Raw genomic sequence first — 12,266 nt, 5'->3', positions numbered from 1 at the left:
ATATGAGCGAAGAGGTTAAAAAATTCAAAATAACTATAGACGGACAGACTACTGAAGTTTTGCCTGGAACTTCTATTTTGGAAGCTGCCAGACAAATCGGTGGAAAATCTGTACCTCCTGCAATGTGCTATTACAGCAAATTGGAAACCAGTGGAGGGAGATGTAGAACTTGCTTGGTCGAAGTTTCGAAAGGATCCGAAGCAGATCCGCGTCCTATGCCTAAATTAGTCGCTAGTTGCAGAACTAACGTAATGGATGGTATGGAAGTGAAAAATCTTACTTCTGAAAAAGCTCAGGAAGGAAGAAAAGCCGTTACCGAATTCCTGTTGGTCAACCACCCGCTGGACTGCCCTATCTGCGATCAGGCCGGTGAATGCCACCTTCAGGATCTTGGCTATGAGCACGGGAACCTTGAGACCAGAACCGAATTTGAAAGAAATACATACGAAGCAGACGATCTTGGTCCGAATATCAAGCTGAATATGAACCGTTGTATTCTTTGTGCAAGATGTGTATTGGCTGCAAACCAGTTAACAGGAGAAAGAGAGCACGGAATTCTTTTCAGAGGAGACCACGCTGAAATCTCTACCTATTTGAATAAAGCTTTAGATAACGACTTCATCGGAAACATTATTGATGTTTGTCCGGTGGGAGCATTAACAGACAGAACTTCCCGTTTTGCAAGCAGAGTCTGGTTCACAAAACCAATGAATGCTACCTGCAAATGTGATAAATGTTCAGGAAAAGCCGTAGTTTGGATGAAAGGTGATGAAATCATCAGAGTGACTGCCAGAAAAGACCAATGGGGAGAAGTGGAAGAATTCATCTGCGATACTTGCCGTTTCGAAAGAAAAGAACTTTCTGACTGGAACATTGAAGGTCCTAGACATATCGACAGACATTCAGTAATTTCATTGAATCACTACGAAAAACCTAAGGATGAGCTAAGAGTATTAGACAATCCTATGGCGAAAGAAATCAGTGAAAAAGACGAACAATAAATTTGAAAATTTGATAATTAGTTAATTTGAAAATGAGAAACAGAAATCAATGAGAATATTCAATTTTCTGCTCCCATCTTCTAACATCTAAAAATAAAAATGGATTTACTAACATTTAAACTTATACTTGTACTGGCACTTTTCCTGCTGTCTCTTACGATTGCAGCCTACTCTACCTGGGCAGAAAGAAAAGTAGCATCTATCATGCAGGATAGAATTGGTCCCAACAGAGCAGGACCTTTCGGATTGCTGCAACCTCTTGCTGATGGTGGAAAGTTTTTCTTTAAAGAAGATTTTACACCTGCCAATGCAGAAAAATTCCTTTTCGTATTGGGTCCGGCATTGGTAATGTTTATTTCATTAATTACAGGAGCGGTTATTCCTTGGGGTAAAAGTTTAAATATTGCAGGAACATCTTTTGACCTGCAGGTTGCCAACATTGATGTAGGAGTACTTTTCATCATCGGAATGGCTTCCATTGGGGTATACGGAATCATGATCGGAGGTTGGGCTTCGAATAACAAATATTCATTATTAGGTGCTATCCGTGCTTCTTCACAGATGATCTCTTACGAATTGGCGATGGGATTAGCACTACTTTCTATCATTATGATGACAGGAAGTTTAGATTTAAAAGAAATTACCGAAAGCCAGACAACAGGAAATCTTTGGGGAGTTATTCCATGGGTTTCCGGACTGAACTGGAATATTTTCTACCAGCCGATTGCTTTCCTGGTATTCTTTACTGCAGCTTTGGCAGAAACCAACAGACACCCTTTCGATTTACCTGAATGTGAATCTGAGCTTGTAACAGGATATTCTACAGAATATTCTTCCATGAAGTTAGGTTTATATATGTTCGGCGAATATGTGAATATGTTTATCTCCAATGCGTTCATGGTGGTTCTTTTCTTCGGAGGTTACAACTATCCGGGAATTGAATGGGTTACTCAGAACTGGGGCGAAAACGCAGCAGGAATTTTGAGTATCGTAGCATTTTTAACGAAAACGGTAATCGGAATTCTGATCTTCATGTGGATCAGATGGACGCTTCCAAGATTCAGATATGACCAACTAATGCACTTAGGATGGAAAACTTTAATTCCAATGGCATTGGTAAACTTATTAATTACAGGTGCTGTAATTTTAGCGTTTGGAAATTAATTAAACCGTATCTAAACCTTATAGGTTTTAAAAACCTATAAGGTTTGTATGAATTAAATATTAAAAATTAAGATAACAGGCAAGATTAGTCTAAAATCTAACGTCTAACATCTAACATCTATAATTAAATGAAACTTACAAACAGATCAAAAGTTGTTTCCAACAAAGAAATGACCCTTGCTGAAAAAATCTACCTTCCTGCTATCTTTACAGGGATGGGGATTACATTCAAGCATGCTGTAAGAACCGTGATAAAAGGAGCTCCCGCAGTATATTCATATCCTGAGGTACAAAAGCCGAGAACTACCATCTGGAGAGGTCAGCACGTTCTGAAAAGAGACGAGGAAGGCAGAGAAAGATGTACAGCCTGTGGACTTTGTGCCGTAGCCTGTCCTGCAGAAGCCATTACGATGACGGCTGCAGAAAGAACCAAGGAGGAAAAAGGACTTTACAGAGAAGAAAAATATGCATCAGTATATGAAATCAATATGCTGAGATGTATTTTCTGCGGAATGTGTGAAGAAGCCTGTCCGAAATCTGCCATCTATCTTACAGACAGATTGGTGGATGTGGAAACCAACAGAGGTTCTTTCATCTACGGAAAAGATAAGTTGGTTGAAAAAATAAATGAAAGGATTGACATTACGACAAGACAATCCGAGAAACAAAAAAATGCGGTAAAATAATGGATCAGATTTTATTTTTCTTGGTGGCGTTTTTAGCAGTGGCAAGTGCGGTTTACTTTGTATTTGCAAGAAATCCTCTCTATGCTGTTTTGTCATTAATTGTTACGATGTTTTCCATTGCGGGCATGTACATCCTTCTGAATGCACAATTCCTTGCGATTATCCAGATTATAGTGTACGCAGGTGCCATCATGGTACTATTCCTTTATATTCTGATGATGCTTAACCTTAATAAAGAAGACGAAAGTAAGAAGGGCAATACTTTAAAATTTGTCGGGGTTTTTACAGCCGGGCTTTTATTAATTGGAGTTTTAGGTGTTTTCAGAGGCGTTCAGGACAACCACATTGTTGTTGAAAATGTAGACAGAGGTGTGGGTCTTACGAAAAATCTGGGAAGGCTTTTGTTTAACGAATATGTTTTGCCGTTTGAGCTTGCATCCATCCTAATTTTGGCAGGTATTGTAGGTGCGGTATTAATCGGTAAAAAAGATTTATAAAATTATGGGAGAAGTAAATACATTTATACAAAGCGTCCCTCTGAATTATTTCATCATACTTTCTTCAGTATTATTCTGTCTGGGAGTTTTGGGAGTATTGCTGAGAAAAAACGCTATTGTTATTTTGGGCTGTGTAGAGCTTATGCTGAATTCTGTAAACCTTTTATTAGCTGCTTTTTCAGCGTACAAAGGAAACGGAGACGGACAGCTTTTAGTTTTCTTCATTATGGTGGTAGCCGCCGCTGAAGTTGCGGTAGGTCTGGCAATTATTGCTATGCTGTATAGAAATACCCGTTCTGTAGATGTAAGTATATTTAATAAATTAAGAGGATAAGGAATGGAAAATTTAGTGTATGCAATAGTACTTTTACCACTTTTAGGGTTTCTTATTAACGGTTTATTCGGGAAAAATCTTCCAAAAATATTGGTAGGCTCGCTGGCTACAGCTATGGTTTTCGGATCTTTCTGTATTGCGGTAAGTCTTTTTATGAATATGAATTCTGAAAGCCAGCCGGTTATAGTAAAAGCATTTGAGTGGTTTACAGTAAACGGGGTTCAGATCAATTTCGGGTTCCAGATCGATCAGCTTTCTTTGATGATGGTGATGATCATTACAGGGATCGGATCTTTGATTCACCTGTACTCTATCGGATATATGAGCCACGACAAAGGTTTCTATAAGTTCTTTACTTATCTTAATCTTTTCATCTTCTCCATGTTACTTCTGGTAATGGGAAGCAATTACCTGATCCTGTTCATTGGATGGGAAGGCGTAGGTCTTTGTTCTTACCTGTTAATCGGATTCTGGTATACCAACGAAGAATATGGTAAAGCAGCAAGAAAAGCTTTCATCATGAACAGAATTGGTGACCTTGCATTATTGATCGGTATCTTTATGATCGCTGCGCAAACCAATGCTGTAGATTACCTTACGGTAGCGCAAAATTCTTCAAAATTTGAATTGGACGGAACAGTAATTATCTTTATTACGGCGAGTTTATTTATCGGGGCAACCGGTAAATCAGCTCAGGTTCCTTTATATACATGGTTACCGGATGCGATGGCCGGGCCAACTCCAGTTTCTGCGTTAATCCACGCGGCAACGATGGTAACTGCGGGTATCTATTTGGTAGTAAGATCAAACTTCTTATTCACTTTGGCACCTACCGTTCAGGGAGGCATTTTATTCATCGGATTCCTGACTGCAGCTTTAGCAGGATTCTATGCGCTTCGTCAGAACGATATCAAAAAAGTATTAGCTTACTCTACCGTTTCACAGCTTGGATTTATGTTCATTGCTTTAGGGTTGGGAGCTTATACAACAGCGATGTTCCACGTAATGACGCACGCTTTCTTCAAAGCATTATTGTTCCTGGGAGCAGGTTCTGTAATCCACGCGATGAGCAACGAGCAGGACATGCGTTTCATGGGTGGGCTTAAAAAGTATATCCCAATTACCCATGCTACTTTCCTTATCGGAACATTGGCAATCTCAGGTTTCCCTTTATTGTCAGGAATGATCTCAAAAGACGAAATTTTAGTAGCAGCTTTCGCTAAAAACCCTATTTACTGGGTAATCTTATTTGTTTTAGCGGCAATAACTGCAACCTATATGTTCAGACTGTATTACCTTACTTTCCACGGAGAGTTCAGAGGTACAGAAGAACAAAAACACCACTTACACGAAAGCCCGTCTAATATGACGCTTCCGTTGATCGTACTGGCTATCCTTTCTGTGCTTGGAGGTTTCATCAACCTTCCTCACTTCATCGGACACGGTCATTATGCAAAATTAATGGAATGGCTTAAGCCTGTTCTTACCGAGCAAAGCTTCAGCCAGATGGAAGCTACCCTTTCAGGCGTTCCGTTTGGTACTGAAATGATATTGCTGGGAGCTACAGTTCTTATGTTCTTCACCGTTTGGTTTGTTGTAAAAAATACTTACGTGAAGAAGAAAAAACTGGCTCTTGCAGAAGAAAGCTATACCGGATGGGAAAAGCTTTCTGCTAAAAAACTATATGTAGACGAACTTTACAATGCATTGATTGTAAAAACTGTTGAAGGATTAGGACGCGGAGGAAAGATGTTTGATAAAGGAATCCTTGACCGTTTTGTAGACTTCGTGGGCGAAGGTGCTGAAGACAGCGGAAAAGCCATGAAGCGTATCCAGAACGGAAATGTGGAGACCTATATTCTTATCATGTCTTTAGCGGTGGGAATTATACTGATTGTTAACTTTATATTACAATAATGTCTGGTTTATTATTAACATTATTACTATTACCTCTAGTAGGTTCGGGATTAGTTTTTGCATGGAAAGATAAATCCAGCAAATATCTGGCGCTGGGAATTGCGTTGGTCCAAATGCTTATTACTTTCTACATCGCAGCGGATTTTAATTTTAATCCGACAGTAGACAGTGTATTGCAGCACGAGATCAATTACCCTTGGTCACAATTTATTAAAAGCTCGCTTCATTTCGGGATTGACGGGATGAGCCTACTGCTTTTATTGTTGACCAATATTCTTACGCCGATCATTATTTTATCATCTTTCAACGAAAATGTAAGCTACAGAAACACATTCTACGGTCTGATCCTGCTGATGCAGTTTGGTCTTGTAGGAGTTTTCACATCCCTTGACGGATTGCTGTTCTACATTTTCTGGGAAGTAACCCTGATCCCAATCTGGTTCATTGCCGGACTTTGGGGACAGGAAAACAAAAGATTCGAGTTCACTACAAAATTCTTCGTATATACATTCGTTGGATCATTATTTATGTTAGCCGGATTGATCTATGTGTACAACCACTCTGCATCATTCGCTTTAACAGATCTTTACAATGCTGATCTTAACGAAGTACAGCAGACTGTGGTATTCTGGTTTATTTTCTTTGCATTTGCAGTGAAATTGCCGGTATTTCCTTTCCACACATGGCAGCCGGACACGTATACCTACTCTCCTACTCAGGGATCCATGCTTTTATCAGGGATCATGCTGAAAATGGCAGTATATGGGGTAATGCGTTATTTACTTCCGATCACTCCGCTTCCTATTGCAGGAATTTCCGGACAGATCGTTATTATCCTTGCCATCATAGGAATTGTTCACGGTGCGTTGATCGCAATTATCCAGACAGATATGAAGAGAATCATTGCTTATTCATCTTTCTCTCACGTAGGACTGATGGTTGCAGGGATCTTCTCTTCTGCGGTAATTTCTTTAAGAGGAACATTTAACATTGAAGGTGCTGAGGGAGCTTTAGTTCAGACTTTTGCCCACGGTATCAACGTAGTTGGATTATTCTACTGCTGCGATATTTTATACAAGAGATTCAAATCAAGAGATATCAGACAGATGGGAGGTTTAGCCAAAGTGGCTCCTAAATTTGCCGTGTTATTCCTGATCATCATCTTAGGTTCAATGGGAGTTCCGTTAACCAATGGGTTCATCGGGGAATTTATCCTGTTGAAATCTGTATATGATTTTAATGGTCTTGCAGCAGTAATTGCTGGTCTTACGGTAATTCTCGCTGCTGTATATTTATTGAGATTCTACGGAAAAGCAATGTTCGGAGAAGGAGATGAAGCTGTTTTAAGCACAGCAAAAGACCTTTCCGGTGTAGAATTCTCCGTATTGGCAAGTTTAGCGGTTTTTGTGATTGTATTTGGTATTTTCCCACAACCGATAATCGATATGGTGAATAGTTCGTTGAAGTTTATCTACCAATCAATGGTAAGCTAATTTGATATTTTAAAAAATGAGTGTTTTAATTATTGTTTTCCTAACGGCAGTTGTTGCGTTATTTTCAGGAGTTTTTGAACATGGAAAATTCGCAAGATACATTGGGATTTTGGGATTAATCATCGCGTTATGGGTAAGCTTCATGCCGGAATGTGCGTTCTTCGAACAGTACAGACACATGTATGACTATACTGCCAATACTGCGTTATTCACTAAAATATCAATTGTAACGACATTATTGTTATTTTTTCTGGGAGGTTTTGCTTTCAGCAATCACAGAAGCCACCAGTCGGAACTATACGCGCTGATGCTTTTTGCATTATGCGGAGGAATTATTCTCTTCGGATTCCAGAATCTGGTAACCCTTTTCTTAGGAGTAGAAATTCTTTCCATTCCGTTGTATGTAATGGCCGGTGCCAACAAAACTGATTTAAGATCAAACGAAGCTTCAATCAAATATTTCTTAATGGGTGCTTTTGCGACAGGTTTCTTGCTTTTCGGGATTGCATTTATTTATGGAAGTGCGGGAAGCTTTGACCTTTATAAAATCCATGATTTTGGTTTAGCCAACTCTACAGATGTAATGTTCATCTTAGGAGTATTGCTGATTCTTTGTGCATTGGCATTCAAGGTAGCTTTAGCTCCTTTCCATATGTGGAGTCCTGATGTATATGCAGGATCACCTTCTTTGATCACAGCATTCATGGCGAGTGTAGTAAAGATCTCAGGATTCTTTGCTCTTTTCAGACTGATGACGATAGGTTTTACAGGTGTTACCCACGAATGGATCAATGTTTTAGGAGTATTCCTGATCATTACTTTACTTTTGGCAAACGTTATGGGTCTTGCACAGACCAACGCGAAAAGAATGCTGGCTTACTCTTCAGTATCCCATGCAGGGTACATCGGATTGGTGTTCTTCGGAATGACAAGCCTTTCTACTTACAACCTGGCGTTCTACCTGTTTGCTTACTCACTATCTACGGTAGGAGTTTTCATGTGCCTGATCTGGGTAGAAAAACTGAAAAGAGAAACTTCTTTCGGAGCTTTCAAAGGATTGGCTAAAACTGAGCCTCTATTGGCCACAGCAGCAGCTATTTCTATGCTTTCAATGGCTGGAGTTCCTTTAACTGCCGGTTTTATGGGTAAATTTGCTTTATTTTCCCAGGCCATGAACGGTGCGGCTTTCTTGGTAGTCATCGCAGTACTAGGTTCTGCCCTTTCCATTGCCTATTATTTAAGACTGATTATTGCAATGTTCTTCTTTAAAGAATCTACATTCAAATCTTCAGAAAAAGTAACCCTTACTTATAATATTGTAGCGGTATTTGTCATAGCATCTATTATTATTCTGGGAATTTTCCCGGATCTGTTTGCTAGACAGTTTGGATTATAGAAGTTTCACTATAGCATATATAAAGCACAACTTTTCAGTTGTGCTTTTTTTGTAAAATATGATTCGAATAAGCTTAGTAAATTTTTAAGGTTTTATATTAATATGTAACTAAACAATAAAATAAGCAGAGATCATATCCCCAAACAACTGCATTTGAATAACATTCATCACAATCAAAAAGTCATTATAAACCTGTTTACCACTTTAATTATTTCAGCAATTATTTTTTATAAGTAAAGACAAAACAGAAACGGCAAATTATGGTCTTCCGTTCGCAGCCTTTGCCCTTATATTTATTGTTCCGCTTATGAAATTTTTATTTCCGGTACCCCGGGAACTAAAGATTGGAACATCAGAATTTTATCCCAATCTTATTCACAAAACTGCGGAATTTTTGAAAAAGAAAAGAAAGCAGTAATCATTGCTATATCTATATTCGGATTTTATTCAGGAAAAATAAAAAAATGGCTTACAAAGGTAACTTTCATCTATTTGCAATACATTTGGAAGTAATGTTTTTTTCATAACTTTACTTTAAATTTCAGCTCTTGGCTCATCTTTACAAAAAAGACGCTCCCTTTCAGGTTATTATATCATTCAAAAAATATTTGGATGTGCTGGAACATATCCGCTATAATGACCGCCTCGAATACCGTGTCAATTATGCCGAGTCACTTATTGAAAGAACAAGGAATTTTCAGGAACTGAAAGACGGTTTCCAGGATGTGACACTTCTTGATAAACATGAAGACCTCATCAGGCTTCTGCTTGCAGACCTTTTCCCTACGGGGCTTACCAACAATGAAATTAAAGCTGCCAGTATTCCGCTTTCCAATATCACTTTTAATTATACTGAAAGATTTAAAAATATACTGAAAGACGCCGGGAAAGATTTTGAAATAGAACTCAGGAACATTGATGATAATGAGTTTTATGTTTTCTGCTGCTGTCTTATCCTTCAGACCTATTTCAAAAGGGATATCAAAAGCACCATGCCGTTTTATTACGATATTCCGAACAGACAGGGAATCATGAAGCATTATAAGATCACGGTAAATGCAGATTTTACAGACATTTATCCAACTGAAAATGCAGAAATTCCTTCTGATGATGTATTGGATATGCTGCTTGAAAACCTTGATGACTTTAAGCTTTGGAAAAAATATTTTCCTTCAAAATCATGGGTATTAAAAGGCTTCACTATTATTTCTCTGGTAGACTGCACTTCGGAAGTGGCTCTGTCTGATCTGAAATCCAGTATGATTGAGATTGATCCGGAAGATCTGAGTCCTAATGAAAACCTGGTAGAAATTTTCAAATCTTATTTCGATGTACCGGAACTTAATTTCGGTTTAATGCTGTTTGACAAAAAAGACCAGAAACTTGGCAGGCTGCCTATTTACGAAAATATATTCACCCATCATGTCCTCGATTTTTGGATCAATGCATTTGATGAAGAAACCCGAAAGAATACTTTCAACAATCTCAATCATAATTCTAAACCGATTGTTGTCTCCAATGTCAATAAACTGGATGAAGATGTTAAAAATCTTCCCTCTTTTAGTATTTTAAGGGATAACAATATCAACAGTTTCATGGTAATTCCTATCATGAAAGACAATGAGCTTTTGGCTATTATGGAATTTACTTCTCCGCAAGCCAATAGTTTTAACGGATTAAAGCTTAAAAAAATGGAGTTTTTCACTGATATGATCCTTTTCTCCCTGAACAGGTTCAGCTTTGAAAAAAACTACCAGATAGAAGCTATTATTCAGCGTGAATATACCTCTATTCACGACAGTGTCGTATGGAAATTCAGGAATGAAGCTGAAAAGTATTTCAATGCCTCACTTGGGAAAAAAATGTATACCCTGAAACAGATTACATTTAAAAACCTCACTCCTCTTTTTGGCTTCTCGGACATCCGTTCTTCTTCGGATAAGCGTTTTAATCTGATGCTTGAAGATCTCAACCAGCAGCTTGAAAGCCTCCACGATATTTTCACCCTTATTAATTCCGATTCGGAGAAATATCTTCTGGCCCTTGATGTTTTTGAAAATGAGCTGAATAATGAAATTAAGGCTGATACGGAACAGCGCCTTCAGAGATTTTTAAGAGAAGAGATCCATCCTTATCTCCAGGGAAAACTGGAATTGAAAACCGACAGGGAGATAAAAAACAAGATCAAAGATTATTTTCTGCAGGTCTTTTCTCAAACCGATCTTTTTTATGCCAACAGAAAAAATCTGGATGATTCTATAACGCTGGTCAACAGGAAACTGGCCGATATGCTGGACGAAAGCCAGGTTAAAGCCCAGGAGATCTTCCCGCATTACTTTGAAAGGTTCAAATCCGATGGCGTAGAGCATAACTTATACATCGGACATAATATTGCCCCGGAACTTGCTTACACTTCAAAAGTAGTCCACAAATTAAGGTATTGGCAGCTGAAGACGATCTGCAACATGGAACGGGAATTCCAGACCTTTAAGAACAATCTGCCGATCCAGCTGGATATAGCTTCGCTACTTTTTGTCTATAATGAAAAAATAGACATCCGCTTCAGAATGGACGAGAAACGCTTCGATGTGGACGGCGCCTACAATTCGTATTATGAAATTATAAAAAAACGCCTTGATAAAGCCCATATCAAAGACTCTCCGGAAAGAATAACCTGTCCAGGAAAGATTACCATTGTTTATTTCGGAATGGAAAACCAGCGAGAATATCTGGAATACATCAATAAACTTCAGAAAAAAGGAATCCTGCAGAATGATGTGGAGTTCTTAAAAGTGGAAGATTTGCAGGGAATTACGGGTCTGCTGGCACTGAGGGTTTCTTTGACTCAAAGCTAGTCAACAAAATAAGAATCTGCCTCTTTCAGTTCACCCTGTGGCATTCCTGCCTGCTCGAAAATAGAGTACTCGATCGTTCTGCACATGTTGTTCAGGGCAAGATCATTTTCTTCCTCTCCGAAAGGTTCCTGGATCTCCTGAATAATGGCATCCAGCGCAATAAATGTATAGCTGATTAAGAGGACAATTAAAGGCATCATCCAGCCAACCGTATCTACCAATCCAAAAGGCAGCCAGAAGCAGTATAGATAAACCGTGCGGTGAAGCAAAATACTGTAAGCAAAAGGCAGCGGCGTATTGTGAATTCTTTCGCAACCACCTAAAATATTAGAAAACTGGTTCAGATGATGATTCATGGAAGTCATTACAATTGTATCGATATGGCCTTTCCGTTGCTGCTCATTCAGCCAGTCTGCAATAAAACCGAGAATAATGCTGGGAATAAATTTCTTATCCTTTAGTTGTTCTACCTGTTCCGGGGAAAGAAGTCTTGCTAAATGCTCCGTCCCGGATTTCTCCCTTAGCTGATAGTTCAGGGACCAGCAGAATGCCGATACCATTTTAATGATCTTTTCTTTCTCTTCTCTGGCTCCCGGCGAGGGATCATTCACCATTGAGAGCATCTGTCTGGTAAAGGATCTTGTTTCGATCACGAGCAGTCCCCAAAGTTTCCGGCCTTCCCAGAAGCGGTCATAGCTCGCCGTGTTGCAGAATCCCATGAAAATAGCCAGTGCCAGACCGATCAGCGTAAAAATAGTAGGATTGAGATGTACTTTATAATCGAAGATTTTTCCTTTAAAAAAATAGATGGCCAGTGAAAATAATAAAATTACAGCCAGCTGAACGATAATTTTCTTCAGCACAGAACCTCTCCATATAAACAACATTTTCAGCCAGTTGGTCCGCTGTCTTACTATCATCGC

General features: G+C 38.9%; 10 protein-coding genes. 9 read left to right on the top strand and 1 reads right to left on the bottom strand.

The features are described 5' to 3' along the window. Window positions 1-2: 2 nt before the first annotated feature. The 9 genes from BUB03_RS19350 (at window position 3) to BUB03_RS19310 (ending at window position 11,343) form a co-directional block, all read left to right on the top strand. The gene (locus tag BUB03_RS19350) at window positions 3-1,001 is read left to right on the top strand and encodes an NADH-quinone oxidoreductase subunit G (RefSeq protein ID WP_040996945.1); all 999 of its coding nucleotides are present in this window, start codon (window positions 3-5) and stop codon (window positions 999-1,001) included. A 99-nt stretch (window positions 1,002-1,100) separates the two neighbouring features. Beyond that, complete coding sequence (gene nuoH, locus BUB03_RS19345) at window positions 1,101-2,165, top strand: NADH-quinone oxidoreductase subunit NuoH (protein ID WP_073066259.1); 1,065 nt, start codon at window positions 1,101-1,103, stop codon at window positions 2,163-2,165. A 128-nt stretch (window positions 2,166-2,293) separates the two neighbouring features. After that, window positions 2,294-2,851 (top strand): NuoI/complex I 23 kDa subunit family protein, encoded by a 558-nt coding sequence (locus BUB03_RS19340; protein ID WP_040996950.1) that lies wholly within the window; start codon window positions 2,294-2,296, stop codon window positions 2,849-2,851. Next, window positions 2,851-3,348, top strand: a complete 498-nt coding sequence (locus BUB03_RS19335) for an NADH-quinone oxidoreductase subunit J family protein (protein ID WP_040996952.1) — start codon at window positions 2,851-2,853, stop codon at window positions 3,346-3,348. Before BUB03_RS19340 ends, BUB03_RS19335 begins: the two co-directional genes overlap by 1 nt. A 4-nt stretch (window positions 3,349-3,352) precedes the next feature. Continuing rightward, window positions 3,353-3,682 (top strand): NADH-quinone oxidoreductase subunit NuoK, encoded by a 330-nt coding sequence (nuoK, locus tag BUB03_RS19330; RefSeq protein ID WP_034703571.1) that lies wholly within the window; start codon window positions 3,353-3,355, stop codon window positions 3,680-3,682. Window positions 3,683-3,685: 3 nt separating this feature from the next. Then, window positions 3,686-5,599 (top strand): NADH-quinone oxidoreductase subunit L, encoded by a 1,914-nt coding sequence (nuoL, locus tag BUB03_RS19325; RefSeq protein WP_073066255.1) that lies wholly within the window; start codon window positions 3,686-3,688, stop codon window positions 5,597-5,599. Then, entirely contained in the window at window positions 5,599-7,092 is a 1,494-nt protein-coding gene (locus BUB03_RS19320; RefSeq protein ID WP_040996955.1) for a complex I subunit 4 family protein, read from the top strand. Before nuoL ends, BUB03_RS19320 begins: the two co-directional genes overlap by 1 nt. Before the next feature lie 16 nt (window positions 7,093-7,108). Continuing rightward, complete coding sequence (locus BUB03_RS19315) at window positions 7,109-8,488, top strand: NADH-quinone oxidoreductase subunit N (protein ID WP_073066253.1); 1,380 nt, start codon at window positions 7,109-7,111, stop codon at window positions 8,486-8,488. A 548-nt stretch (window positions 8,489-9,036) separates the two neighbouring features. Continuing rightward, complete coding sequence (locus BUB03_RS19310) at window positions 9,037-11,343, top strand: GAF domain-containing protein (RefSeq protein WP_073066251.1); 2,307 nt, start codon at window positions 9,037-9,039, stop codon at window positions 11,341-11,343. Here the strand turns inward: BUB03_RS19310 and BUB03_RS19305 are convergent. Then, window positions 11,340-12,263 (bottom strand): bestrophin family protein, encoded by a 924-nt coding sequence (locus BUB03_RS19305; RefSeq protein ID WP_073066248.1) that lies wholly within the window; start codon window positions 12,261-12,263, stop codon window positions 11,340-11,342. The genes BUB03_RS19310 and BUB03_RS19305 overlap by 4 nt on opposite strands. Between the last annotated feature and the right edge of the window lie 3 nt (window positions 12,264-12,266).

This window comes from Chryseobacterium oranimense, assembly GCF_900129755.1.
Classification (GTDB): Bacteria; Bacteroidota; Bacteroidia; order Flavobacteriales; family Weeksellaceae; genus Chryseobacterium; species Chryseobacterium oranimense.
This window is presented reverse-complemented; position numbering and strand designations above follow the sequence as displayed.